The sequence below is a fragment of the Plantactinospora sp. WMMB782 genome, assembly GCF_049179135.1.
GTDB lineage: Bacteria > Actinomycetota > Actinomycetes > Mycobacteriales > Micromonosporaceae > Plantactinospora.
Genome location: NZ_JBMHMC010000007.1, coordinates 5,457,770 through 5,480,697 on the forward strand (window position 1 = coordinate 5,457,770; position 22,928 = coordinate 5,480,697).

The 22,928-nt window shown below is 71.7% G+C and carries 28 protein-coding genes and 1 pseudogene; 19 read left to right on the plus strand and 10 right to left on the minus strand.

What is annotated here, in order from left to right; all coding sequences use genetic code 11:
* Positions 1 to 24 precede the first annotated feature (24 nt).
* The 3 genes from ACN28A_RS26585 to ACN28A_RS26595 are packed head-to-tail and all read left to right on the plus strand — an operon-like array spanning position 25 to position 2,236.
* Positions 25 to 726, plus strand: a complete 702-nt coding sequence (locus tag ACN28A_RS26585; RefSeq protein WP_421399350.1) for a hypothetical protein — start codon at positions 25 to 27, stop codon at positions 724 to 726.
* Positions 723 to 1,070, plus strand: coding sequence for a transcriptional regulator (locus ACN28A_RS26590; protein ID WP_421399352.1), 348 nt, complete (start codon positions 723 to 725; stop codon positions 1,068 to 1,070). Before ACN28A_RS26585 ends, ACN28A_RS26590 begins: the two co-directional genes overlap by 4 nt.
* The gene (locus tag ACN28A_RS26595; RefSeq protein WP_421399354.1) at positions 1,067 to 2,236 is read left to right on the plus strand and encodes an alpha/beta hydrolase family protein; all 1,170 of its coding nucleotides are present in this window, start codon (positions 1,067 to 1,069) and stop codon (positions 2,234 to 2,236) included. The genes ACN28A_RS26590 and ACN28A_RS26595 overlap by 4 nt, the downstream gene beginning before the upstream one ends.
* A 101-nt stretch (positions 2,237 to 2,337) precedes the next feature.
* Here the strand turns inward: ACN28A_RS26595 and ACN28A_RS26600 are convergent, their stop codons facing one another.
* Entirely contained in the window at positions 2,338 to 2,670 is a 333-nt protein-coding gene (locus ACN28A_RS26600) for a PCC domain-containing protein (protein ID WP_421399356.1), read from the minus strand.
* A complete protein-coding gene (locus tag ACN28A_RS26605; protein ID WP_421399358.1) occupies positions 2,667 to 3,284 on the minus strand; it encodes a helix-turn-helix domain-containing protein in 618 nt (205 codons plus the stop codon). Before ACN28A_RS26605 ends, ACN28A_RS26600 begins: the two co-directional genes overlap by 4 nt.
* 707 nt (positions 3,285 to 3,991) lie before the next feature.
* On the opposite strand from ACN28A_RS26605, the gene ACN28A_RS26610 reads away from it, so the two are divergent.
* From ACN28A_RS26610 to ACN28A_RS26630, 5 genes are all read left to right on the plus strand, one after another.
* Positions 3,992 to 4,156 carry a hypothetical protein gene (locus ACN28A_RS26610; protein ID WP_421399360.1) on the plus strand — a complete coding sequence of 55 codons (165 nt, stop codon included), beginning with the start codon at positions 3,992 to 3,994 and terminating at the stop codon, positions 4,154 to 4,156.
* Positions 4,157 to 4,235: 79 nt separating this feature from the next.
* Positions 4,236 to 4,865, plus strand: coding sequence for a disulfide bond formation protein DsbA (locus ACN28A_RS26615; RefSeq protein WP_421399362.1), 630 nt, complete (start codon positions 4,236 to 4,238; stop codon positions 4,863 to 4,865).
* Between the two features lie 92 nt (positions 4,866 to 4,957).
* Positions 4,958 to 5,278, plus strand: coding sequence for an ArsR/SmtB family transcription factor (locus tag ACN28A_RS26620; RefSeq protein ID WP_421399365.1), 321 nt, complete (start codon positions 4,958 to 4,960; stop codon positions 5,276 to 5,278).
* Positions 5,278 to 5,664: a VOC family protein gene (locus tag ACN28A_RS26625; protein ID WP_421399368.1), complete on the plus strand. Its 387-nt coding sequence runs from the start codon at positions 5,278 to 5,280 to the stop codon at positions 5,662 to 5,664. The genes ACN28A_RS26620 and ACN28A_RS26625 overlap by 1 nt, the downstream gene beginning before the upstream one ends.
* A gap of 217 nt (positions 5,665 to 5,881) precedes the next feature.
* Positions 5,882 to 7,315, plus strand: coding sequence for a xylulokinase (locus ACN28A_RS26630; protein ID WP_421399370.1), 1,434 nt, complete (start codon positions 5,882 to 5,884; stop codon positions 7,313 to 7,315).
* A 13-nt stretch (positions 7,316 to 7,328) separates the two neighbouring features.
* On the opposite strand, the gene ACN28A_RS26635 is transcribed toward ACN28A_RS26630, so the two are convergent.
* Positions 7,329 to 7,841 (minus strand): NUDIX hydrolase, encoded by a 513-nt coding sequence (locus ACN28A_RS26635; RefSeq protein ID WP_421399372.1) that lies wholly within the window; start codon positions 7,839 to 7,841, stop codon positions 7,329 to 7,331.
* An 87-nt stretch (positions 7,842 to 7,928) separates the two neighbouring features.
* On the opposite strand from ACN28A_RS26635, the gene ACN28A_RS26640 reads away from it, so the two are divergent.
* Together ACN28A_RS26640 and ACN28A_RS26645 are read left to right on the plus strand one after the other, a co-directional pair.
* Entirely contained in the window at positions 7,929 to 8,078 is a 150-nt protein-coding gene (locus ACN28A_RS26640; protein ID WP_421399375.1) for a hypothetical protein, read from the plus strand.
* Between the two features lie 65 nt (positions 8,079 to 8,143).
* Entirely contained in the window at positions 8,144 to 8,671 is a 528-nt protein-coding gene (locus ACN28A_RS26645; protein WP_421399377.1) for a MauE/DoxX family redox-associated membrane protein, read from the plus strand.
* Positions 8,672 to 8,699: 28 nt separating this feature from the next.
* Here the strand turns inward: ACN28A_RS26645 and ACN28A_RS26650 are convergent, their stop codons facing one another.
* Positions 8,700 to 9,467, minus strand: coding sequence for an AfsR/SARP family transcriptional regulator (locus ACN28A_RS26650; protein WP_421399380.1), 768 nt, complete (start codon positions 9,465 to 9,467; stop codon positions 8,700 to 8,702).
* Between the two features lie 144 nt (positions 9,468 to 9,611).
* Between ACN28A_RS26650 and ACN28A_RS26655 the strand changes: the two genes are divergently transcribed.
* From ACN28A_RS26655 to ACN28A_RS26670, 4 genes and pseudogenes are all read left to right on the plus strand, one after another.
* Positions 9,612 to 9,794, plus strand: coding sequence for a hypothetical protein (locus ACN28A_RS26655; protein WP_421399382.1), 183 nt, complete (start codon positions 9,612 to 9,614; stop codon positions 9,792 to 9,794).
* Positions 9,795 to 9,926: 132 nt separating this feature from the next.
* Complete coding sequence (locus tag ACN28A_RS26660) at positions 9,927 to 10,466, plus strand: TlpA disulfide reductase family protein (protein WP_421399384.1); 540 nt, start codon at positions 9,927 to 9,929, stop codon at positions 10,464 to 10,466.
* A gap of 86 nt (positions 10,467 to 10,552) precedes the next feature.
* Positions 10,553 to 12,301 (plus strand): ABC transporter ATP-binding protein, encoded by a 1,749-nt coding sequence (locus tag ACN28A_RS26665; RefSeq protein WP_421399387.1) that lies wholly within the window; start codon positions 10,553 to 10,555, stop codon positions 12,299 to 12,301.
* Positions 12,302 to 12,328: 27 nt separating this feature from the next.
* Positions 12,329 to 12,754: pseudogene (locus tag ACN28A_RS26670) on the plus strand (S26 family signal peptidase); the annotation flags it as partial.
* A gap of 25 nt (positions 12,755 to 12,779) precedes the next feature.
* On the opposite strand, the gene ACN28A_RS26675 reads toward ACN28A_RS26670, so the two are convergent.
* The 3 genes from ACN28A_RS26675 to ACN28A_RS26685 all read right to left on the minus strand — a co-directional run bounded on the left by ACN28A_RS26675 (position 12,780) and on the right by ACN28A_RS26685 (position 17,155).
* Complete coding sequence (locus tag ACN28A_RS26675; protein WP_421399389.1) at positions 12,780 to 15,149, minus strand: phosphoketolase family protein; 2,370 nt, start codon at positions 15,147 to 15,149, stop codon at positions 12,780 to 12,782.
* Between the two features lie 4 nt (positions 15,150 to 15,153).
* Positions 15,154 to 15,999 (minus strand): universal stress protein, encoded by an 846-nt coding sequence (locus ACN28A_RS26680; protein WP_421399392.1) that lies wholly within the window; start codon positions 15,997 to 15,999, stop codon positions 15,154 to 15,156.
* 133 nt (positions 16,000 to 16,132) lie between these two features.
* Positions 16,133 to 17,155: a PP2C family protein-serine/threonine phosphatase gene (locus ACN28A_RS26685; RefSeq protein ID WP_421399394.1), complete on the minus strand. Its 1,023-nt coding sequence runs from the start codon at positions 17,153 to 17,155 to the stop codon at positions 16,133 to 16,135.
* 140 nt (positions 17,156 to 17,295) lie between these two features.
* Here ACN28A_RS26685 and ACN28A_RS26690 point away from each other — a divergent pair, with 140 nt between their 5' ends.
* Positions 17,296 to 17,913: a bifunctional 4-hydroxy-2-oxoglutarate aldolase/2-dehydro-3-deoxy-phosphogluconate aldolase gene (locus tag ACN28A_RS26690; RefSeq protein ID WP_421399397.1), complete on the plus strand. Its 618-nt coding sequence runs from the start codon at positions 17,296 to 17,298 to the stop codon at positions 17,911 to 17,913.
* A gap of 36 nt (positions 17,914 to 17,949) precedes the next feature.
* Here ACN28A_RS26690 and ACN28A_RS26695 read toward each other — a convergent pair whose 3' ends face one another.
* The 3 genes from ACN28A_RS26695 to ACN28A_RS26705 all read right to left on the minus strand — a co-directional run bounded on the left by ACN28A_RS26695 (position 17,950) and on the right by ACN28A_RS26705 (position 20,063).
* The gene (locus ACN28A_RS26695; RefSeq protein WP_421399399.1) at positions 17,950 to 18,672 is read right to left on the minus strand and encodes a class I SAM-dependent methyltransferase; all 723 of its coding nucleotides are present in this window, start codon (positions 18,670 to 18,672) and stop codon (positions 17,950 to 17,952) included.
* Positions 18,673 to 18,750: 78 nt separating this feature from the next.
* Positions 18,751 to 18,957 (minus strand): DUF3072 domain-containing protein, encoded by a 207-nt coding sequence (locus tag ACN28A_RS26700; RefSeq protein WP_421399401.1) that lies wholly within the window; start codon positions 18,955 to 18,957, stop codon positions 18,751 to 18,753.
* A gap of 101 nt (positions 18,958 to 19,058) precedes the next feature.
* Entirely contained in the window at positions 19,059 to 20,063 is a 1,005-nt protein-coding gene (locus tag ACN28A_RS26705; RefSeq protein WP_421399404.1) for a serine/threonine protein phosphatase, read from the minus strand.
* An 86-nt stretch (positions 20,064 to 20,149) separates the two neighbouring features.
* Here ACN28A_RS26705 and ACN28A_RS26710 point away from each other — a divergent pair, with 86 nt between their 5' ends.
* From ACN28A_RS26710 to ACN28A_RS26725, 4 genes are read left to right on the plus strand one after another with little or no spacing between them, the layout of a single operon-like run.
* The gene (locus ACN28A_RS26710) at positions 20,150 to 21,061 is read left to right on the plus strand and encodes an alpha/beta fold hydrolase (RefSeq protein WP_421399406.1); all 912 of its coding nucleotides are present in this window, start codon (positions 20,150 to 20,152) and stop codon (positions 21,059 to 21,061) included.
* 12 nt (positions 21,062 to 21,073) lie between these two features.
* Positions 21,074 to 21,910, plus strand: a complete 837-nt coding sequence (locus tag ACN28A_RS26715) for a MerR family transcriptional regulator (protein WP_421399409.1) — start codon at positions 21,074 to 21,076, stop codon at positions 21,908 to 21,910.
* A 31-nt stretch (positions 21,911 to 21,941) separates the two neighbouring features.
* Positions 21,942 to 22,178, plus strand: coding sequence for a helix-turn-helix domain-containing protein (locus ACN28A_RS26720; RefSeq protein ID WP_421399412.1), 237 nt, complete (start codon positions 21,942 to 21,944; stop codon positions 22,176 to 22,178).
* Positions 22,175 to 22,759 (plus strand): Clp protease N-terminal domain-containing protein, encoded by a 585-nt coding sequence (locus tag ACN28A_RS26725; RefSeq protein ID WP_421399414.1) that lies wholly within the window; start codon positions 22,175 to 22,177, stop codon positions 22,757 to 22,759. The genes ACN28A_RS26720 and ACN28A_RS26725 overlap by 4 nt, the downstream gene beginning before the upstream one ends.
* Positions 22,760 to 22,928 lie beyond the last annotated feature (169 nt).

A 22,928-nucleotide genomic window follows, 5' to 3' on the forward strand; every position in this document is an offset into this window, starting at 1 on the left:
GGTTTGTTATGGAAACCTATTGGCATGACCGCTGAATCGGTACCTGCCGGCGGTGACCCCCGCCGACTGCTGTCCGACGTGCGTGCCCTCGCCCATCGCGTGCGTCTCGACCAACGGATGACCTGGGCGGCGCTGCTGGTGCTGGCGGCGGTGACGCTCATCGGAATTCCGTTCGACTGGCTCGCCATGAGGGTGGACTGCAACCCGGACGGCAGTTGCGTGTTCGCGCGCCGGGGCATGCTGTACTACTGGCCGCCCGCGACAGTGCTGGCGTACGCGACCATCGCCGTCTGCTACCTGCGCGCCGCCCGGGCGCGAGGGCTGGGCGCGCGGGTGCTGCCGTACGCGATCACCGGCGCCGTGACGACCCTCGTGTTCCCCGCCGCGTGGCTGGCGGTGGACCTGTACTTCCGGAGCCACCCGTACCCGGACATGCCGCTCCCGTACTGGCTCCTGGTGCTGGATCGGCTGGTCATGCCGTGGGGCATGATCGGGGTGACGATGCTGGTGCTGGCCTGGCTGGAGCGCAACACCGCTCTGCTGCTGTTCACCGTCGGCTACCTGACGTTGGTGCTGCTGGTGCTGCCGATGAACGACGGCTTCGGCCCGCCCCACTTCGGAGTCCGGGCCGGAATGGCGGTGCCCCAACTCGTCGTCGGCATCGTGCTGCTGCTGGGCGCGGCCGGCTTCGCGCTCGCCGACCGACGTCACCGGCGAACGCCGTGACCGACATCCCCGACCCGGTTGCCACCCATCCGGTCCTCGGGCTGGATGACGTCGTGCACCAGCGGGTCCGGCTCGGCATCCTCACCATCGCGCACGAAGCGCGCCGCGTCGAGTTCGGCTACCTGCGCAACCAGTTGGACCTGACCGCCGGGAACCTCTCCAAACATCTCAGCGTGCTGGAAGGGGGTGGCCTGATCGAGGTGGAGAAGGGTTACGAGGGCCGGCGCGGCCGGACCTGGATCACCCTCACCGCCGCCGGCACCACCGCGCTGGCCGACGAGATCCGGCGACTGAAGCTGCTCATCGTGCGGGTCGAATCCACGATTGCCTCGGAGGACCGATGACCACCTCACTGACCCGCCGACACCTACTCAGCACCGCGCTCGCTGCCGCGGTCGCCGTGCCGCTCGACGCCGGTCGCGGCTGGGCGGCCCCGGCACGGCTCACGCTGCCCGCACCCACCGGGCCGCACCCGGTCGGCACCGTGTCACTGCACCTCGTTGACACGTCCCGCCCAGATCCCGTCGCCCCTACCGGTCACCACCGCGAATTCATGGTCAGCATCTGGTATCCCGCCGGTCGGGACGCCCGGCGTCATCCGGTCGCACCGTGGATGCCCGCCGCGCCGATGCGTGCGCTGCTCGAGTCCGCCGACTTCGGCGCCGATGTCGCGAGTGCGCCGCGCACCGCCGGTCACGAGGGGGCACCGCTACTCCGAACGGCCAACCGGCTGCCCGTGGTCGTCTTCTCCCACGGCGCCGGCGGGCACCGTTCCGAAACGACAATTGTGGTGCAGGAACTCGCCAGTCACGGCTACGTCGTGCTCACCGTGGACCACCCGTACGACTCGTTCAGCGAATTTCCCGACGGCCGGACCAGCGTCCCCGCCGACGACGTGTCGGTCACGCCATGGGATTACGTACGTGACATCCGGTTCGTTCTCGACCGCGTCGAGGATCTCGCTGCCGGCCGCAACCCCGACGTCGAGCGCCGCCCGCTACCGGCCGGCCTGGGTGCCGTGCTCGACCTCCGTCGGATCGGCATGTACGGCTGGTCGAAGGGCGCGACCGCGACCGCCCTGGCGATGAACGTCGACCGGCGAGTGCGGGCCGGGCTCAGCTTCGACGGCCCCATGCTGTCCCAACCGCCGGCCGCCGACCTCGACCGGCCGTTCATGCTGATGACGGCGGCGTTCACCCCGGGCGCCGAGGAGTCCGGCGTCGCCGAGTTCTGGCCGCTTCTGCACGGGTGGCGGCTCCAGGTGCACGCCGACGGCGCGGCCCACGGGACGTACTGCGACCACCAGTGGCTGATCCCGCAACTGGCGGCGATCACGGGGATGAGCGACGAGGACCTCGCCGGCTGGATCGGCACCCTCGCCCCGTTCCAGGCGGTGCGGATCCAGCAGGCGTACCCGCTCGCGTTCTTCGACCTGCATCTACGCCACCGGCGGCAGCGCCTACTGGAGGGCCCGAGTACTGCCTTTCCGGAGGTGCGGTTCGTCGCCTGACCGCTCGACTCAGGTATCCGCCTCGCCACCGTCGCCGCGGGCAGGGCAGACGCCCTGCCCGGGCGGCCGGTATCCGGACCGGGTCAATCGCCGGGCGATCGTCAGAGTGGCATGACATAGGCGTTGACGAAGAAGTGCTGAACCCTGCCCCAGTGCAGGTGTCCGGCCTTCGCTTCGTCACCCTGGCGGCCGAGTACGACGTGGACGTGCACCGCACCGTCCTGCACCTCGCCGGTTCCGGTCAGCTCCATCGGCTCGCCGTATTCCGTGACGATGTCCTTCGCGTAGTCGTCGGCGGCCATCGTCGAGATCGCGCAGCCCTCGACGGCGCCGATCAGCGACACGATCGCGCCGTTCACCACGCCACGTGACCGAAGCTCGGCCGTCAGCGTTGCCATGACTTCCTGTCCAGGTTGGACGGAGACGAGGATCATCGGGACCTCTCTGCTGTCGTAGTGATCGGGTCGGCGCCAGCCAGGAGTCCGGCCATGGTGCGTAGGTTCTCGGATGCGCTCTCGGCCCGGGTGGTCTCAAGCCGACCGCTCGCACCGGCCGCGATATCGCCGAACACCCGGCAGGCCAGATGGAAGTCGAGCAGGCCCGGGTGAGCGAAGCGGACGGCGCCGGCCGGGGTGCGGACGAGTTGGCGCCGCTGGACGAGCTGGGCCGTACCGGGCCGCAGGGCCGCTGGTATCAGGCTCTGGTGCAGCTCGTGCCCGTCTCCGAGCCAGATCTCCCACGCGATCCACTGAGCGCATCCGTCCAGGTCATCCACCGACGAGGTGCCAGCCACGGCACCGGCGACGGCAGCGCCTGCCAGCGCGAAGAGGTCTTTGCGTCTCACGTCGTCAACGGTAGGCCACGACGCCTCGCCGAGCGCCCGCCGGACCGCTCGCTGATAGAGGTCGACGGTGGCCGGCGTAACCGGACGTTCGCCTGCCTCGATCCGGGACAGATGGCTTGCGGACAGCCCACCGAGGCGCGCGACCTCGGCAAGTGTGAGGTCCGCCGTTCGTCGCGCCTGCCGTAGCTCTGGTCCTGTCCTCATCTTCACTCCGGTTGCCGCACGTTTGTTGCGGCACGGGTACGACTCCCGAGCGTAGGCGGTTTGGGTACAGGGTGGAAGCAAGCGCTCCTGCTCGGACACACCCGAAGTTCACCCAGGACGGGCCGGGGCTGCCTACGGGGCCGGCACCGGGGCGGCAACCCATGGTGCCGTCCCCGTTCCACTACGCCGACGGGAGACAGAAGCCATGAGAGTGTTTCACCGCCCGCGCCCGACGCACCGTCGGGACTGGCGCCGGCTCTGGCGGTACTGCCGGTGCGGATTCCGATGGGTGTGCCCGGACTCTTTCGCTCCGGTCCCGATGCCCTACCGACCGGCGCCCGTGCCAGAAGTTGACCCGAGCCGAGTTCCGCCGGGCGGTTCGCGAAGCCGCGACCGGCGCGGCGATCGCCCGCGAGTCGGCGGCCGTGCCGCGCGACCCGGAAGGATGGCCCCGGCCGACCAACCAGCGTCTGGCATGGAACCGCTGGCCCGGGACGGTGCCTCGACTCTCGAACGGCCGGGCGGGCAACCTGACCCCTGCGCAGCGGCACCGGTTGCGGCACGACGCCCGGATGTGAGTCGTGATCGGGCCGCAGGAGCGTTGGATCCGCCACACGCGACGGCTCGCCCAGAGACGTCGCGAGCCCGGTCGGCACACCCCGGGGCGGGCCTACCGCTGCGAGACCTGTTGTGACCCGTGGCCCTGCGTGCCCGCCCGGCTGGCCCTGCTGGTCGACTTCGAGAGCGACCGGCTGGGGCTGCTGGTGTACCTCGCCGGACACCTGACCCGTGCGTTACAGGCGATGCCCGACACGCACCCCGCGCTCATCGCCGGTCAGATCCTCCACGGGCTACCTCGGCGCCGCCGGTAACCCCAGCTAATACCGTCAGCGAGACCCCGCGCCCCGGCCGCACCTCCTGCGGGACCCCGTTGAACTAGGCTCCGACGACATGGGGGAGGCGGACGTGACGGCGCGGGCGATGGTCGCGGACTTCTGGTTCGACCCCTCCTGCCCGTACACCTGGACGACCTCGCGCTGGCTGCTGGAGGTGGCGAAGGTCCGGCCGGTCGAGCCGCGCTGGCACCTGATGAGCCTGTCGGTGCTCAACGAGGGGCGCGACGACGACCCCGAGGGCGACCCGGAGGGTTACCTCTGGGTCCCGGTGCGGATCTGCGCGGCGGCGCGGCAGGAACACGGCCCGGCGGCGATGGCCCGGCTCTACACGGCGATGTGGACGACCGCCCGGGGTGACGGGGACTGGCTCGGCGACCTGCACGTCGCGCTGGCCACCGCCGGCCTGCCGCGCGAGTTGGCCGAGGCCGGCATGTCGACGGCGTACGACGACGCGGTGCGCGCCTCGCACGCCGAGGCGATCGGTCTGGTCGGCCGGCATGTCGGCACACCGATCATCGCGGCGACCGGTGCCGACGGTGCCCGGGTCGCCTTCTTCGGCCCGGTGATCTCCCGCATTCCGACCGGTGAGCAGGCCGGGCGGCTCTGGGACGGCACCCTGCTGGTGGCCGGTGTGCCCGGCTTCCACGAACTCAAGGGTGCCCCGCACGCCGCACCGCAGCTCTGACCTGCGACCGCGTCGCGGGTTCGCGTCCGCTACCTCGGGCCACGGGCCGACCGGACTTGATAGGCAAGTGGTTACTTGCCTATCATCGCGGGGTGAGTGATACCGCCGGACCCGAGCGTGTGGCCAGGGAGGTCGACGTGTTCAAGGCCCTGGCCGACCCGACCCGTCGGAAGATCCTCGACGAGCTGGCGGAACGCGACGGGCAGACGCTGTTCGAGATCTGTACCCGGCTGAGCATGAAATACCAGCTCACCTCCTCCCGACAGGCCACCTCGCAGCACCTGGAGGTGCTGATCGGGGCAGGGCTGGTCACCAGCCGCCGGGAGGGTCGCTACAAGTTCCACCACCTCGAAACCGGGCCCCTCGAACGCCTGACCGATCGATGGCTCAAGCGTGAGACCAAGGAGAAATGATGCGCATCACCGTTACCAGCGTCCTCGTCAGCAACCAGGAGGAGGCGTTGAAGTTCTACACCGAGAAACTCGGCTTCGTGAAGAAGACGGACGTCCCGGCCGGCGGGGCGCGCTGGCTCACCGTCGTCTCGCCGGACAACCCCGACGGCTGTGAGCTGCTGCTCGAACCGGACGGCCACCCCGCGGCCAAGCCGTGGAAGGAGGCGCTGGTGAACGACGGCATCCCGTACACCCAGTTCGCTGTCGACGACGTCCGCGCGGAGTACGAGCGGCTACGCGGCCTGGGTGTCCAGTTCACCCAGGAGCCGGCGGAGATGGGTCCGGTGACCACGGCCGTCTTCGACGACACCTGCGGCAACCTGATCCAGATCGTTCAACTGAACTGACCGCGCCGGGCCGTCCCTCCCTCGGTACAGGGTGGGGGAGGGCGGCCCGCACCTCCACCCGGGAGTCCGTCTTACCGGTCCGGTTGGTGCACGGCCTTGACATCGCCACGCCGTGGCCCAAATAATTCAGCCAATAAACAAATAGCTGTGCGGGCAGGTCTTCGGCCCTGCCATGGTCGGCGGCGCCAGCCGTACCCGACAGCCCCCGGGAGGACCGGTGCCCCTCGTCGCCGGGGTCGACTCGTCGACCCAGTCGTGCAAAGTCGTCATCCGCGACGCCGAGACCGGGAAGCTGGTGCGCGAGGGTCGGGCACCGCACCCCGCCGGCACGAGCGTGCCGCCATCGGCGTGGGAGGCCGCGCTCTCCGACGCGGTCGCCCAGGCTGGTGGGCTGGACGACGTGGCCGCCGCCTCGATCGCCGGACAGCAGCAGGGCATGGTCTGCCTGGACGCGGCTGGCGCGGTGATCCGGGACGCCGTGCTGTGGAACGACACCCGCTCGGCCGGCGCCGCCGCCGACCTGATCTCCGACCTCGGCGGTGGCGAGACCGGACGGCGAGCCTGGGCGGAGGCGGTCGGCCTGGTGCCGGTGGCCAGCTTCACCGTCAGCAAGCTGCGCTGGCTGGCGTCGGCAGAGCCGGAGAACGCCGCCCGCACGGCCGCCGTCTGTCTGCCGCACGACTGGCTGACCTGGCGACTGGCTGGCGCACCGGGACTGGACGCGCTCCGCACCGACCGCAGCGACGCCAGCGGGACCGGATACTGGTCAGCCGCGACCGGTGAATACCGTTCTGACCTGATCCGATTGGCGTTCGGTCGGGACGACATCCTGCTGCCGCAGGTGCTCGGGCCGACCGGTCGTGCCGGACACCTGCGCACCGGCGCGCCGCTGGGCCCCGGTGCCGGCGACAGCGCCGGGGCGGCGCTGGGTGTCGGAGCCGAGCCGGGCGACGTGATCGTGTCGATCGGCACCTCCGGCACGGTGTTCACCGTGGCCGACGTGCCGGCGGCCGACCCGAGCGGGATCGTGGCCGGGTTCGCCGACACGACCGGCCGCTTCCTGCCACTGGTCTGTACGCTCAACGCCGCCCGGGTGCTGGACGCCGCCGCGACCATGCTGCGGGTCGACCACGCCGAGTTGTCCGCGCTGGCGTTGTCCGCCCCGGCGGGTGCCGACGGGCTGGTCCTGGTGCCCTATCTGGAGGGTGAGCGGACACCGAACCGCCCGCACGCCACCGGAGCCCTGCACGGCCTGATCCTGCGGACCTCCACTCCCGCGCACCTGGCCCGCGCGGCGGTGGAGGGCATGCTGTGCGCCCTCGCCGACGGGCTGGACGCGCTGATCGCGCAGGGCACGACGGCCAACCGGGTCATCCTGGTCGGCGGCGGTGCCCGCTCGGCGGCGGTACGCCGGGTCGCACCCACGATCTTCGGCCGCCCCGTGCTCGTCCCACCCCTGCGGGAATACGTCGCCGACGGCGCCGCCCGGCAGGCGGCCTGGGTGTTGTCGGGTGAGCAGCGACCGCCGTCGTGGACGGCCGGGCAGGTCGAGACGTACGAGGCGGACGCCGTTCCGGCGATCCGCGAACGGTACGCCGTGGCTTGCGCGAACGTCTCCGACCGGGCGGACCGGGCCGACCGACGACACTAGCTCCGCTGCCTGCCTAGCGCCGTCGCCACTCCAGCAGCCGGTGGTACGCGGCCAGCCCGTCCGGCACCCACTCCCACTCGGGCAGCCGTCGCGCCACCTCCTCGTCGGTGAGAAAGGCGTGCCAGGCAACCTCCTCGACCTGGGGGTTGACCGGGTAGGAGCAACGCACCTCGTAGACGGCGGACCACCAGGTGTGCTCAGGTGTCTCGTAAAGGAACCGGAACAGCGGCGTCGGCGCGGGCAGCCCGGTGACGCCCAACTCCTCCTCGGCCTCCCGCCGCGCCGCCTCGTCGTAACTCTCGCCGGCGCCGACCACACCACCGACGAACATGTCGTAGTGCGACGGGAAGACGAGCTTCTGCGCGGTGCGGCGGTGCACGAAGATCCGGCCCGCCGGGTCGCGGGCGAGCACGAAGACGGCCCGGTGCCGCAGCCGCCGGGCGTACGCCTCGCCGCGCGGGGCCTGCCCGACCACCCGGTCCCGCTCGTCGACGATGTCCAGGATCTCGTCCGCCGAACGCGTCACAGGACCTGCTCCCTCGGCACCGCCTTCCACGCCGCACCGCCTCACACGTCGAACACCCGCCTGCCGGTGTGCGTACCGGCATCGCCGTTGGTGATCGTACTGAACTCCTGGCGCCGCTGCGGACGGGGCGAGCCGTTCCGCCCGCCGCCGTGCCACCGGGCCGAGCGGGCGTTGCGGGACGGCCGGGCCCGGTTCGTGCCCACCGCACGTCATCATCCCGGTCTGGTGCCGTCGTGAGGCCGCCGTCTGGACACCGCAGCAGCGGTTGGCGCACGACGGCGGAGCCAGTAGGTTTGCCGGTCGTGAGGTTTCTGGAGGTGGTCTGCCGGGCTCTCCTCGCGGCAGTGTTCGTCGTGGCCGTCGCCAACAAGGTCTTCGGCAGGGCGGCCTGGCCAGGTTTCGTCCAGTCGTTGCGCGAGCTGCGGCAGCTGCCGGATGCCGCGGTACGGCCGGCGGCGACCGCGACGGTGACGGTCGAGGTCCTCGTCGCCGTGCTGTTGCTCGTACCGGTCCGTGCGGTGGGAGCCCTCGGCTTCGCACTGGCGGCGTGCCTGCTCGGCGCGTTCAGCGTCGTGATCGGCTTGGCGATGGCGCGGGGCAACCGGACTCCGTGTCGATGCTTCGGGGTTTCCAGCACGCCACTCGGCTGGCCTCACCTCGTGCGCAACGGCACGCTGGTCTGTGTCGCGGTCCTCGGGCTGGCCGCGATGACGACCGAGGGCGTGGTCGAGCCGCCCTACGTGCTGCTCGCCGGGGTCACCGGAGTGGTCCTCGGCACGCTGGTGACGGCGGCCGAGGACATCGTCTCGCTGTTCAGGCCACTCCGATAGGGACAACCGGGGCGGGCGGCGATCCGGGCTACACGAGCAACTCCCGATGGGCCTCGATCAGTACCGACCCCGGCGCCACACCCAGCTCCGCCATCAGGCGCCGACGTGTGGTGTCGAAGACGTCGAAGGCTTCCGCCCGCCAGCCGAGGGCGCTGTAGCACCGGATGAGGTGGGCCTGGGCCTGCTCGTCCAGCGGACGGCCCTCGGCCTGTTCGCGTGCCAGGGCCAGCACCTCCTCGACGCGTCCCTGCCGGATCGCGGTGGCGACCTGCCAGGAGAGCGCCAGCTGCGCCTCCGCGCACAGGGACGCCGCCCGCGGATGCCCGGCGAGCACCGGTACGTCGGCCAGCGGCGGCTGCCACAGCCGCAACGCCTGCTCGACCAGGTGCCACAGTCTCATGTGGTCGTCGCGAGCCCGCGCCGTGCGGGCCTCGGCGATCAGCGCTCTGAACTGGATGACGTCGATCGCGATCAACCACGTCGCCAACCGGTATCCGGTGCCCACCGACGGCAGCAGCAGGCTCGCCATCCGGGTCGGTCGGCTCGGCTCCAGCACCCGACGCAGATGTTTCACATGCGTCTGGATGACATTCGTGGCGCTGCTCGGCGACCCGGCCGGCCACAGGGCGTCCGTCAGCTCGTCCCGGCCGACCGACTGCCCCTCGGCCAGCGCGAGCAGACTCAGCACGGCCCGTCGCTGCGGTGGGCCGGTCGGCAGTTCGACCTCGCCCCGCCACAGCCGTACCCGGCCCAACAGGCACAATCGCAGCTTTTCCGACTCTTTGCTCGAACCCACAGCAACCCCCGTAGTCGCTACTAGTCGTAATCGAGCTCTGACGTTGAGATCATCCAATCCACGTCCAGTCGATATCCAACCGGACGATCCACAATGACTGCCACATCGGAGCGATAGGAGGAGGTGAATCGAATGGTGAGAGCCATGAACAAGTTGGGCGACCGGATGCTCGCACTCTTCGTGCCGCAGGTTGACGCTGCTGCCCGCGACTGCGGCTACATCGTCCAGCGGATCAAGTGCATGGGCGGCATCGAGTACGTCTGCCGCTGCTTCTCCAACAGCAACTGCGCCTGCTTGAGCTGCGAGCCGACGACCCACTTCTGCTGAGGCGGACAGCAACAGGTGGTACCAGCCGGGCGCGTCCGGCGGCGAGGCCAGCCGGCCCGTCGCCGGCCGCGCCACCGCGCCAGCGTGTCGCCGACCGGGTGGATCGGCCAAGTCGGAAGTAGGAGAGCACCTATGCCGTATCTCGTCACCGCCGTGGTCCTGGCATGCGCGCTGGGCACCCTGAACCTGCTGCTCACCCTGGCCGTCGTCCGGCGGTTGCGGGAACACACCGAGCTGCTGGCCAACCATGCGTCCCATGCGGACAACGGCATCATCGAGGCCGGACAGACGCCCGGCGACTTCGTCGCAGCCGACACCGACGACAGGCCGGTCCGCCGGGGGGACCTCAGCGGCGACGTGCTCGTCACCTTCTTCTCCCCGAACTGTCCGGCGTGCACCGATGCGCTGCCCCGGTTCGCCACCCAGGCGGCCGAGTTCCCTGGCGGGCGCGATCAGGTACTCGCCGTCGTGACCGGTGACGGGCCGGAGGTGTCCGAGATGGCGGGCCGGCTGACCGGCGTGGCGCGGGTGGTGCTCGACGGCGTCGACGGTGGCCTGGCGGCGGCTTTCCAGGCGCGCGCCTTCCCGTGCTGGTGCCTGCTCGACTCGACCGGCACCGTACGGCGCAGCGGCAGCGGCTGGACGCAGCTTCCCATGCCGGTACCTGCATGACGTCGGGACACACCCGGCGGAAGGCGGATCTCCGACTGATCACTGCGGCCGTCGGTCTGGCCTACCGGGCTTCGCCGGGTGCGGCCGTGGCGCAGGCACTCCTCGCGATCGCCGCCGGTGTGGTCCCGGTCCTGGCGGGCGTACTCACCAAACTGTTGGTGGACCGGCTCGCCGGCCCGGACAGCGGCCGGCTGGGGACGGTGATCGGGCTGGGCCTCGGGCTCGCCCTGACCGGCGTGGCCGTGGCCACCCTGCCGCACCTGCTCGGGCGGGTGGAGTCCGACTGGCGGCGGGCGGTCGCGGTGCGTGCCCAGGCCGACCTCTACGCGGCGGTGAACCGGCTTCCCGGCCTCGGCCGGCTGGAGGACCCCGCCTTCCGCGACCACCTCAACCTCGCCGACGATGCGGGCCGGCACAGCCCGATCGCCGTCACCGGCAGTGCTCTGGAGCTGCTGCGCGGGGTCGTCACCATCGCCGGCTTCGCGGGCACCCTGGCGCTGCTCAATCCGTGGATGGTCGGACTCCTCGCGCTCGCGGTGCTGCCCACCGCGCACGCCGAACTGCGGCTGTCGCGGCGGCGGGCCGAGTTGATGTGGCAGCTCAGCCCGACCGAGCGGCGTCAGTTCTTCTACGCGGAGCTGCTCACCGGCCTCGCCGCCGCCAAGGAGATTCGGCTGTTCGACCTCGGCGGCCTGTTCGGCCAACGGATGCTCACGGAACTCCGGGCGCTGAACGCGGCGAACCGCCGGATGGACCGCCGGGAGCTCTTCGTCCAGATCGGCTTGGCGGTAGTGGGGGCCGTCGTCGCCGGAGTCGGGCTGGTCTGGGCGATTCTGGCCGCCCGTGGTGGCCGGTTGAGCGTCGGTGACGTGACGATCTTCATCGCCGCCGTGGCCGGCATACAGGGGGCTGTCGCGAACGGGATCAGCCGGTTGGCCATAGCCCATGAGGGGCTGCTGCGGTTCACCCACTACCGGGAGGTGCTGACCTGCACCCCGGACCTGGCCCTGCCCGCCGACCCGATGCCGGTGCGGCCACTGCACGGTCGCGTCGAGTTGCGCGACGTCTGGTTCCGCTACGCCGACGGGCACCCGTGGGTGTTGCGCGGCGTCGACCTGACCATCCCGCGTGGCCGCACTGTCGCGGTCGTCGGGCTCAACGGCGCCGGCAAGAGTACGCTGGTCAAGCTGCTCGTCCGGTTCTACGACCCCGTCCGCGGCAGCGTGCTCTGGGACGGTGTCGACTATCGCGAGCTGGACGTCAGCGGGCTCCGTGACCGGATCGGGGCGACCTTCCAGGACTTCATGTCCTACGACCTCTCCGCTGCCGAGAACATCGGCGTCGGCGACGTCAGCACTCTCGACGACCCGGAACGGATCGTCACCGCAGCCAGGTGGGCCGGTGTGCACGACGCCCTGACCGCACTGCCGCACGGCTATGCGACCCAGCTGACCAGGATCTTCGCCGACCCGGCCGACCGCGACGACGCGGCCACCGGTGTGCTGCTCTCCGGTGGTCAGTGGCAACGCCTCGCGCTCGCCCGATCCTTCCTCCGGGCCGACCGGGACCTGCTGATCCTGGACGAGCCGAGCGCCGGCCTGGACGCGGAGGCGGAAGCGGACCTGCAGCAGCGGCTGCGTGGGCTCCGGGAGGGCCGGACCACGCTGCTGATCTCACACCGGCTCGGCACGGTCCGGGACGCCGACCGCATCGTCGTGCTCCGCGACGGTGCGGTCGCCGAGCAGGGCAACCACGACGAGCTGATGGCGGCCCAGGGCGAGTACGCCCGGCTGTTCAACCTCCAAGCCGCCGGATACCAGCCGGTGGCGGGCTGAGAGAGGCGGTGGACGATGGCCTCGGCGATGTTTGCCGCATCGGTCGGCCTGGCGCTGGGCGCCCTGGTGATCTGGCTCCGACGCGGGTGGGTACTCGTCACCGTGGACGGCCGGTCCATGCTGCCGACGCTGGGACCGGGAGACCGGGTACTGGTCCGCCGCGTTCCGCCCGCCGCGTTGCGGATCGGTCAGATGGTCGTCGTCGAGGATCCGGTCGACGGCACCTGGGACACCCCGCCGCTTCCCGACGGTGCCGCACCTGGACGCGAGCGCCGATGGATCGTGAAACGCGCCGTCGCCGGCCCGGGGGACCCGGTGCCGGCCACGCTGCCGCCGGCGGCCGGTGACGCCCGGCCCCGGGTTCCGACCGGCCATTTCGTGGTGCTCGGCGACAACCCCCGTGAGAGCTGCGACTCGCGGGACTTCGGCTTCGTCCCCGGCGAACGGGTACTCGGGTCGGTACACCGGGTGCTCCGGGTCAGCCCGGCCACCGCCACTTCGCGACCATCGGATGGTCCTCGCCGCAGCGGCGGGTGTGGTCACGGCACTCCTGCCGGGCGTCGGCCATCGCCTGCCGCAGGTGGGCGGCCCGGACGGCCAGCCCGGGAACCCGGTCGACGACGTCCATGACCAGGTGGAACCGGTCGAGGTCGTTCATCATCACCATGTCGAACGGCGTGGTGGTGGTGCCCTCCTCCCGATAACCCCGGACGTGCAGGTTCGGATGGTTGGCCCGGCGGTAGGTGAGCCGGTGGATCAGCGACGGATAGCCGTGGTAGGCGAAGATCACTGGCCGGTCCCGGGTGAAGAGGGCGTCGAACTGTGGCTCGGCCAGCCCGTGCGGGTGCACGCTCTCGGGTTGCAGCCGCATCAGGTCGACGACGTTCACCACCCGCACCCGCAGCTCGGGCAGGTGGTGGCGGAGCAGGTCGACGGCGGCCAGGGTCTCCAGCGTCGGTACGTCGCCGGCACAACCGAGCACCACGTCCGGCTCGGCACCGGCGTCGTTGCTGGCCCAGTCCCAGATGCCCAGTCCGCGCCGGCAGTGCAGCTCCGCCTGCGCCATCGGCAGCCAGTTCGGGGCGGCCTGCTTGCCGGAGATCACCACGTTGACGAGGTGCCTGCTGCGCAGGCAGTGGTCCATGATGCAGAGCAGGGTGTTGGCGTCCGGTGGCAGGTAGACCCGGACGATCTCCGCCTTCTTGTTCGTGACGTGGTCGATGAAGCCCGGGTCCTGGTGCGAGAAGCCGTTGTGGTCCTGCCGCCAGACGTGGCTGGAGAGCAGGTAGTTGAGTGAGGCGACCGGGCGCCGCCACGGGATGTCCCGGGTGGTCTTCAGCCACTTGGCGTGCTGGTTGACCATCGAGTCGACGATGTGGGTGAACGCCTCGTAACTGGTGAAGACGCCGTGCCGGCCGGTCAGCAGGTAGCCCTCAAGCCAGCCCTGGCACAGGTGCTCGGAGAGCACCTCCAGCACCCGACCGCCGGGGGAGAGGTGCTCGTCGCCGGGGCCGGTCGCGCCCAGGAAGGCCCGGTCGGTGACCTCGAAGACCGGGGCCAGCCCGTTCGAGTCCACCTCGTCGGGGCCGAACAGCCGGAACCGGTCCCGGTTGGCGGCGAGAACGTCCCGGAGCCAGCCGCCGAGCACCCCGGTCGCCCCGGTCGACGGGCTGCCCGGCCGGTCCACCCCGACGGCGTGCCGCCGGAAGTCGGGCAGTACCAGGTCACGGAGTAGGCCGCCGCCGTTGGTGTGCGGGTTCGCGCTCATCCGCCGGTCGCCGCGCGGAGCCAGGGCGGCCAGCGCCGGTAGCGGCGCGCCGTCCGCGTCGAACAGCTCCTCCGGCCGGTACGACCGCAGCCAGCGCTCCAGCTGGGCCAGGTGGTCCGGATCGTCGCGTACCCCGGCCAGCGGGATCTGGTGGGACCGCCACGTTCCGGCGACCTGCTCGCCGTCCACCTCGGCCGGCCCGGTCCAGCCCTTCGGGGTACGCAGCACCAGCATCGGCCAGCGCGGCCGCTGCACCGGCCCACCCCGGCGGGCCCGCCGCTGGATCTCGGTGATCTCGTCAAGCGCCCGGTCCAGCCCGGCCGCCAGGTCCCGGTGCACCCGGGCCGGCTCCTCCCCGGCCACCACGTACGGCTGGTAGCCGTAGCCGCGCAGCATGCCGAGCAGGTCCTCCTCGGGCATCCGGGCCAGCACCGTCGGATTGGCGATCTTGTAGCCGTTGAGGTGCAGGATCGGCAGCACCGCCCCGTCCCGGGCCGGATCGACGAACATCGTGGAGAACCAGCTGGCGGCCAGTGGCCCGGTCTCCGCCTCGCCGTCGCCGACCACGCACGCGACAAGCAGGTCCGGGTTGTCGAACGCCGCACCGTAGGCGTGTGCGAGCGAGTACCCCAACTCGCCGCCCTCGTGGATCGAACCCGGCACCTCGGCCGCGACGTGGCTCGGCAGCCCGCCGGGAAAGGAGAACTGCCGGAACAGCCGGGCCATCCCGGCCTCGTCCCGGCCCACCGACGGGTACAACTCGGTGAAGGTCCCCTCCAGCCAGGTGTTCGCGATGATGGCCGGAGCACCGTGCCCGGGGCCGGTCACCAGCATCGCGGCCAGGTCGCGGGCCACGATCACCCGGTTCAGGTGTACGTAGACCAGGTTCAGCCCCGGATCCGTCCCCCAGTGGCCGAGCAGCCGAGGCTTGACGTGCTCCGGCCGCAGCGGCTCACGCAGCAGCGGGTTGGCCAGCAGATAGAGCTGCCCGACGCTGAGATAGTTGGCGGCCCGCCAGTACGCGTCGATCCGGCCCAGCTCCTCGTCGGCCAGTCGGGGCCGCGGCTCCGGTACGCTCACCGGCTCACGCCTGGACGTAGAGGCCGTGCGCGTTGCGTACCACGGCCACCGGGGAGGCCGAGTGGTAGAGCATCGCCTGGCTGACCGAGCCGAGCATGCCCCGCCACGGTTCGTCACCGCGCGCGCTGACCACCACCAGTTCGGCCCGGCGGGTCTCCTGGGCCAGCGCCGACTCCGGATCGCCGGTCCGGACCTGCTGGTCGACCCGGACCGAGGGGTACTTCCGCTGCCACGGCGCGACCGCCTCGGCGAGTTGCTCGACCACCTCGGGCGGCGGCCCGCCGTCCGTACCGTCCGGATCGCAGACCTGCACCACCATCAGATCGGTGCAGTGCCGCGCGGCGGTGTCGAAGGCGTAGTCGAGCGCGCTCAGCGAGCTGGCCGAGCCGTCCACGCCGACCAGTACCGGCCCGACCGACGGCAGTTGCTGCCGGGCGACCAGCACGGTGCAGCCGGCCCGCGCCGCGATCTGCACGGCGGTGGCCGCCGAGGACGCCGTCACGTCGGGATCGATCCCCAGCCCGCCGTCGCCGATCACCAGCAGCGCGGCGGAACCCGACTCGCGGAGCAGGGTGGTGATCACCGGTCCCTCGATGAGCGCGCAGGAGATGTCGAGTCCCGGCTGCGCCTGCGACGCCAGGGCGGCGGCCCGGGACAGCAGTTCCTCGGCGGGACGGCGCGGCTCCTCCGGCATCGGCTCCGACGGGTCCGCCACCCAGTTGAAGGTGTGCACGAGGCGCAGCGGGCGGGAGTGCAGGACCGCCTCCCGGGCCGCCAACCGGATCGCCGTCATGCTCGTCCGGGAGCCGTCGATCCCGACCACGACCAGCGCGTCCGGCGGGGCGGTCACCGTCGCCCCGCGATCACCTGGTCACCGGCCCGGCGTCGGTCACCTGCCGTGTCCCTCGCACCAGCCGAGAGTATCCGGGCCGGGCGGCGGCCGTCGCCGGATTCGGCCAGCACGGCCGTACCGGGAGGGTCGGTCAGGGCTCGACCCGCAGTACGGCGATCGTGGCGTTGTCCCGACCGCCCGCGACCAGGGTGTCGGCGAGTACGCCCCGGACCGTCTCGAGGAGGTTGCCGGCCGCGCCGAGCCGTCCGGAGAGCCGCTGGTAGTCGAGCTGTTCGGCGACCCCGTCCGTGCAGAGGCAGTAGACGTCGCCGGGGCGCAACGAGACGTTGAGCAGATCCGGTTCGGGCATCGCCGGATGGCCCACGTAGCGGGTGAGCTGGTAGCGGGCGGCCGCCGCCGCCGGCGAGTCCGCCGGATACCAGCCGTAGACGGCACCGAGCCAGGCCGCGGTGTGGTCCACGGTGAGCAGTTCGAGCAGCCCGTCCCGCAGCCGGTACGCCCGGGAGTCGCCGATCTGCACGATCCAGCCGGTGAGTTCGCCCGTCCCGCCCGTCCCGGCCGGCGCGCTGCCCGGTGCCGTCCCGGCCGGCGCGCTGCCCGGTGCCGGCCCGGCCGGCGCGCTGCCCGGTGCCGTTCGGGCGACCGGTGCGGTACGCCGCACCCGGAGCACCTGGTCGGCGGCGCCGGACCCGCCCGGGTAGGCCGCCTCGGGGAGCCCTTCGCCGGGTGCCGGAACCCGTCCGGCGTCGTCAGCCCCGCCGGCCGGCGGTACGACGACCAGGCCGGTGAAGGTACAGCCGGTCAGTTCGCCGAGTTCGGCACCGGCCGCCCGGACCCGGGACTGTGCCTGCGCCATCGCGGCCCGCAACTGGTCGGGACCGATCTGCGGCGCTGCCACGCGTACCCCGGCGACCATCGTCTCCATGGTGGTGCCACCGGCGGCCGTGCTGCCCCGGCCCTCGCCCATCCCGTCGGCCACCGCCACGAACGGCAGCACCGGATCGACGTGCAGTACGTCGAAGTTCGCCGAGTAGCGCTGGCCCACCCGGCTGCCTCCGGCGACACTGAGCCGGTGGGCGCCGACCGGGTAGCTGCGGCTCACGTCGCCCTCGGCGGGCATCCGGTCGGGACCCGTCACAGGGCTACGGTGCATGGCGGGGAGGTTAGCAGGATCGCCGACCGGCCCGGTGCGATATGCGAATCCCGGCCGACCCGTCGCCGGATCGCCGGGTGCCGGCTCGTCCCGGTCCCGTTGTGCCGCGCGGGCCGGACTCCGACTGCGACGATGGGACGGTGAACCTGCCGGAAGTGCTGCGCCGACACCGGCTGCTCGCCGTGGTGCGGGGCGACGACCCGGATGCGGCGCTGGCCAGCGTACTGGCACTGGCGGAGGCCGGAATCGCGCTGGTCGAGGTGTCGCTGACCTCCCGCGACGAGGCCGGGGTACTCGTCCGGGCCCGGGCGGCGTTGGGGCCGGACGCGCCGCTCGGCGCCGGTACGGTGCTCACCGAGGCCGACGTGGTGCAGGCGGAACAGGCGGGCGCCTCCTTCGTGGTGACGCCCGGACTGGTCCCGGCGGTCGCCGAGGCGGTCCGGCTCGGCCTGCCGGTCCTGGTCGGCGCGCTGACCCCGACCGAGGTCGTCGCGGCCAGCCTGGCCGGCGCGGCGGCGGTGAAACTCTTTCCCGCCTCGCTCGGCGGCCCGGCCTATCTGCGGGCGCTCCGGGAGCCGTTCCCGGACGTCCCGTTCGTGCCGTTCGGCGGGGTGGACGTCGAGTCCGCTCCGGAATACCTGGCGGCGGGTGCGCTGGCGGTCGGCGCCTCCGAGGCGCTGCTCGGCACCGCGCCCCAGGGCGGTGACCTGGCCGCGCTGCGGCTGCGGGCCACCGCCTTCCGCGCCGCCGTCTCCTGAACCGGTCCGCCCGGCCCGACTTGTCGGTGCGTGCGTTCAGGTCGCGACGGCCGGCTTGCGGGCCAGGACGAGCCAGTAGCCCGGGCTGCCGTCCCGATGGCTGCCCAGGTCGGTCAGCGGTTCGGTCGTCGCGGCGAAGCCGGCCGCCGTCAGGTCGGCACGGAGGGCGGGCAGCGGGGTGATGCGGTAGTACATGACGAAGGGTGGGCGCCACACGGCGTTGCGGACCCGCATCACCAGGTCGAATCCGAGCGTGGCCCAGTGCCAGGCCGAGGTGGCGGGTGGCGGCGTGCCGATCGCGAAGGCGAAGAGCCCGCCGGGCCGCAGGGCCCGGTACACCCCCTCGAAGAATGCCGGCCGTTCGTCGGGCAGGAAGTGCCCGAACGCCCCGAAGCTGACCGCGAGGTCGAAGGCGTCGACGAAGGGCAGGGCGCGGGCGTCGGCGCGTACCCAGGTGGCGTCCGGGTGTGCGCTGCGGGCCTGCGCAAGCATGCCGGCGCTGAAGTCGACGCCGGTGGTCCGTCCTCGGCACAGGGGACCGAGCACCCGCATGCCCGCGCCGGTGCCGCAGCACACGTCCAGCCCGTCGTCGAACGGTCCGAGTTCGGCCAGCGCCCGGGTGGTCGCCCCGAGGATCCGTTCCGGGGTGCGGAAGGGCGTGTGGTCGAACTTGGGAGCCAGCAGGTCGTAACCGCGCTCCACCGAGGAGAGCGCCTGGACGCAGAGTTCACGCAGGGAGGGGCCTTGGGGCGAGAACACCGGCCGAGGGTACCTGCCGGACGGCCGCCCCGCCGGACGGCGGGGCGGCCACCTGCTCCGGAACCACCGGGGTGCGGCTCAGCCCTGGCCGCCGCGACCGGTCTGCTCCCGCAGCTCGTCGATGAGCTGCGACGCCTCCGCCTTGGTCAGGTCGTCCGGTACGTCCCGACCGGCCTCCCGGGCGAGGGTGCCCAGGTACGACTCCTGCGGTCCGGTCGGCGGCTCGTCGCCGGTCACCCACTGCTCGGGGTCCTTCTCCGGGTTGCGTTCGGCCACGATGCTCATCTCCTCTTTCTCGAACGCGTGTCCTATACCCCGCGGGTTCGGCGCCGAACCCCGGCCGTCCAGCCCGGCAGCGAGCGTGGGTCGACCGACCGGGTCCTCGTTCAGGAACCGGGATATTCGGCGTGCACGTCGCCGTCGAACAACCGCCAGTAGAACTCGTTCATCCTGGCCGCTGCCGGAGCGTGCCGGGCGAGGATCCCCGCTGCCACCGTGGGTACGTCGGCCGGGATGTCACCGCCGGCACACCGACGCACGTACTCGTTGCGGGCGACAGGGCCGCCGCTGACCGGAGTCGGCACCCCGCCGACAGTGGTGACGAGCCAGTTCACCAGTACCATCGCGGCGTATCCGGCATCGTGGCCGGCGTGCCGGGCGACGAAGCCGCGTTCGGGCTCGGAGAGATCGAACCGGGGTGAGGTGGCCAGGCCGAAGTCGACGAGGTGGATCCGATCACCGTCCGACCGCATGTTGCCGAGATGCCCGTCCATGTGCAGCAGTTCGTGGTCGCGTAGGAAGGCCACTGTCTCCGAAATCTGCCGCTCGGCGGTCTCGATTCTGCCGACCGGGTCCTCGTTCAGCCACTCGGGCAGTGCAAAGCCAACGTGTTCGAGAAAGAGCACGAGACTGTGGGTCGCGGCGGCCAGTTCGGCGAGCCGGGTACCCGCAGCCGGAGCGCCACCGACCCGGGCGAGCACCGCATCGACGTCGAGGTGCTCGGCGGCTGTCGGCGGTCGGCCGGGTAGCACCCGCCAGTGGTGGAGCAGCGGGAAGGATTCCGTCTCGCCGGCCAGGACCGCCTCGCTGACGACGAGGTTGGCGGCCAACTCGCGCCAGACGTTGAAGGTGGGTCCGCCGATGCCGTACTGGCAGTAGGTCGGCAGGTCGAAGAGGTTCGCCGTGCTGTGCGGGCTGGCCAGTTCCCGGTCGCTGATCGGAATCCGTTTGGCGAACACCGGCACGCCCTCGACGTCGAGCCTGACGCAGCCGCCGCCCACGCCCACGGCGACGGTGGGCGCGCCGGCCAGCATCGCCGCCAGCTCGGCGTCGTCGCGGGCGGTGAGCCAGGTCGAGACCTGGTGGTGGCGGGAGTGGCGGGTGGCCGGCATCGTGCCGATGGTGCCAGACGCCGCGCCCTGGCGGGTGGCGGAGGCGGGTTGACCCTGACCCAGGGTCAACCTTCGAGCATGGTGGCATGACCGACGGAACAAGTGCTGCGGAGCTGGCCGGATCGCGCAGGTCGCACGGCGGGCACGGCGACGGCAGGGAGCGGGCCGCAAGAGGCGACCGGGCGGTACGGCAGTTCACGATCCGGCACGCCGGCGTCACGATCCCGGTCTCCCGGGGCGGTCGGGGACGACCGCTGGTTCTGTGCCCCGGGTTGAACTCGACCCAGGCAGACCTGCGCGAGCTGACCGGGTTGCTGCGGCACGACCACGACGTGCTGACCTTCGACCTGCGCGGCCACGGCCACACCTCCGCCGCCGACCGGTACTCCTTCGAGGCTTTCCTCGGTGATCTCGTTGCCGTGATGGCGGAGCTGGACCGCCTCGACCTGCCCTCGACGCCCGTGCTTGTGGGCTATTCACTGGGTGCGGACCTGGCCGTGCACTACGCCTCCGAGCATCCTGGCACCGTCGCCGAGCTTGTTCTCGTCGACGGGGCGAACCCGGTGCCCGAACCGTTCGTCACCGAGGCGGACGCGGCGGACTTTCTCGCGATGTGGGAGGAGCTGGCCGCGCAGCAGGGGTCCGGGCGGGACGCCGCCCGTCGGGTGTTGCTCACCGCCCAGGAGATTTTCGACCTCAACGTCGAGGTCGACGTGGTCCGGTCCGGAATCCTGGACCGGTACCGGACGATCGACCGGCCGATCAGCATGATCATGTCGACCTCGATGGCCGGCGACGGCGGCGAGGGACCGGCGCCGCGTCTCAACCAGAACTGGCGTGCCGGAGTCGAGCGGCTCGTCCGCGAGCAGCCGCACGTCGCCACGTTCTGGCTCGAGGCCGACCACCGGCTCGCCTTCACCCACGCCCCGGAGATCGCCCAGATCATCCGCGGGACCCGAGGTGTAGCCGGCCGAGCCGGCTTCTTGCCCGGCGCGTAGCAGACTGACGTGATGTTGACCATTGGTGAACTGGCGTTCTATGCCGGCGTGACGGTGCGCGCGGTTCGGCACTATCACGCCAGGGGCCTGCTGCCGGAGCCGGAGCGGGACCACTCCGGCTACCGCAGGTACGACGCCACCGCCATGGTCGAGCTGATCAAAATCCGGACCCTCGCCGAGGCGGGGGTTCCGCTCACCCGGGTACGGGAGCTGCTCCAGGCCGGCGAGGAGGAGTTCCGGGCGGCTGTCGCCGAGATCGACAAGCGGTTACGGGCGGAGATCCGGCAGCGGCAGCGGCGCCGGGAGCGGATCGCCCGGCTCACCTCCGGGGAGAACCTGGTACTTCCGCCGATGGTGGTCGACTATCTCGACCGGTTGCGGGCGCTCGGGGTCGACGAGCGGATCGTTCAGGTTGAGCGCGACGGCTGGATCCCGCTGGCCGCGCGCTCACCCGAGCGGGTCCCGGAGTGGATGGCACGCAAGCGTGAGCAGCTCGCCGACCCGCGGCTCGTCGACTTCTATCTCACCCTCGGTCGGGCACTCGACCGTGCCGAGGACGACCCGCGGCTGGTCGAGTTGGCCGACGAACTGGCTGCCTACCTCACCCGGATGGCCGACGAGCTGGGCGAGGACTACGTCGACGACACGGGCATCGAGCCACCGCTGGTCAAACTGATGGACGCGCTGGTGTTCGACAGCGTGCCGCCGGCCCGTCGGCTGATCGAGTTGCTCAGGCAGCGAGGCTGGACCGGCTGGACCGAACTCAAACGGGTGGACGCCGCGCCACTCGACAATCGCCGCACCACTCGATCCCCGGTGCTCTCGCCGGATGATGTCAACTTGGGTTGACAGTTGGGCCATGTCAACCTATGTTGACAGCATGAGTCAGGCAACGGATCTGGCGGCGGCGGCCGGCAGCACCGACCCACGGGTCGGGCTGCGTGCGGTGGTGGCCCTGCGCCGGCTGTTGGAGCGCCTGGAGATCGTCCAGGTCGACAACGCCCGGCGGCAGGGCTGGTCCTGGCAGGAAATCGCCGACGCGCTGGAAGTCAGCAGGCAGGGAGTACACAAGAAGCACGCCGGCCGGGCGTCGGCGCGTACCCAGGGAGGGGCATGATGTTCGAGCGGTTCACGGTGCAGGCCCGGGACGTGGTCCGGGGGGCCGTGCTGGCGCGGGAGCGGCTGGGGCACCGCAACGTCGGCACCGAGCACCTGCTGCTCGCCCTCCTCGACGAGCAGCGCAGTTCGGTCGCCGGGCTGCTGCACCGGGCCGGCCTGGACGCCGCACGGGTGACCGAGGCGATCGACCGGAGGATCGACCGGGACACCGAGGAGTTCGGCGAGCGCGACGCCGAGGCGCTGCGCGCGATCGGCATCGACCTGGCGGCGGTCCGGGCCAGGCTGGAGGAGTCGTTCGGCGAGGGAGCCCTGGAGGCACCGTCGCCCCCGTCGGCCCGACGCAGGCTCTTCGGCGGCTGGGAGTTCTCCGGCCGGTTCTCGCCCCGGGCCAGAAAGGTGCTTGAGCTGGCCCTGCGCGAGGCGATCCAGCTCCGGCACCGGGAGATCGGTGCCGAGCACATCCTGCTCGGGCTGCTCCGGGAGGGGAACGGCCTGGCCGCGCTGCTGCTCGCCGAGGCCGGCCTCGACCCGGCCGAGCTTCGCCGCCGCACCCTCGACACCTTCCGCGAGGCCGCCTGACCGGCGCCGGCCGGCCGGGCTGACCGCCGAAACCTGCCCGGCGTGCGGAAAACCTCACGCCGGTCCGGGTCGCTCCGGGCGGCAAGCTGCTGCACACTGGCGGCCGTGAAGGCGGACGAGCAGAGCACGGACGACGCGCCGGCCGGCGTGCCGGCCGATTCCCGGACGG

Excerpts from the sequence above, each read along its gene's own strand:
- ACN28A_RS26625 (WP_421399368.1), top strand. The coding sequence starts at position 5,278 with ATGCGCATCACCGTTACCAGCGTCCTCGTCAGCAACCAGGAGGAGGCG.
- ACN28A_RS26725 (WP_421399414.1), top strand. The coding sequence starts at position 22,175 with ATGATGTTCGAGCGGTTCACGGTGCAGGCCCGGGACGTGGTCCGGGGG.
- ACN28A_RS26700 (WP_421399401.1), bottom strand. The coding sequence starts at position 18,957 with ATGAGCATCGTGGCCGAACGCAACCCGGAGAAGGACCCCGAGCAGTGG.
- ACN28A_RS26600 (WP_421399356.1), bottom strand. The coding sequence starts at position 2,670 with ATGATCCTCGTCTCCGTCCAACCTGGACAGGAAGTCATGGCAACGCTG.
- ACN28A_RS26660 (WP_421399384.1), top strand. The coding sequence starts at position 9,927 with ATGCCGTATCTCGTCACCGCCGTGGTCCTGGCATGCGCGCTGGGCACC.
- ACN28A_RS26595 (WP_421399354.1), top strand. The coding sequence starts at position 1,067 with ATGACCACCTCACTGACCCGCCGACACCTACTCAGCACCGCGCTCGCT.
- ACN28A_RS26710 (WP_421399406.1), top strand. The coding sequence starts at position 20,150 with ATGACCGACGGAACAAGTGCTGCGGAGCTGGCCGGATCGCGCAGGTCG.
- ACN28A_RS26715 (WP_421399409.1), top strand. The coding sequence starts at position 21,074 with ATGTTGACCATTGGTGAACTGGCGTTCTATGCCGGCGTGACGGTGCGC.
- ACN28A_RS26685 (WP_421399394.1), bottom strand. The coding sequence starts at position 17,155 with ATGCACCGTAGCCCTGTGACGGGTCCCGACCGGATGCCCGCCGAGGGC.
- ACN28A_RS26720 (WP_421399412.1), top strand. The coding sequence starts at position 21,942 with ATGAGTCAGGCAACGGATCTGGCGGCGGCGGCCGGCAGCACCGACCCA.
- ACN28A_RS26705 (WP_421399404.1), bottom strand. The coding sequence starts at position 20,063 with ATGCCGGCCACCCGCCACTCCCGCCACCACCAGGTCTCGACCTGGCTC.
- ACN28A_RS26605 (WP_421399358.1), bottom strand. The coding sequence starts at position 3,284 with ATGAGGACAGGACCAGAGCTACGGCAGGCGCGACGAACGGCGGACCTC.
- ACN28A_RS26655 (WP_421399382.1), top strand. The coding sequence starts at position 9,612 with ATGAACAAGTTGGGCGACCGGATGCTCGCACTCTTCGTGCCGCAGGTT.
- ACN28A_RS26585 (WP_421399350.1), top strand. The coding sequence starts at position 25 with ATGACCGCTGAATCGGTACCTGCCGGCGGTGACCCCCGCCGACTGCTG.
- ACN28A_RS26615 (WP_421399362.1), top strand. The coding sequence starts at position 4,236 with ATGGGGGAGGCGGACGTGACGGCGCGGGCGATGGTCGCGGACTTCTGG.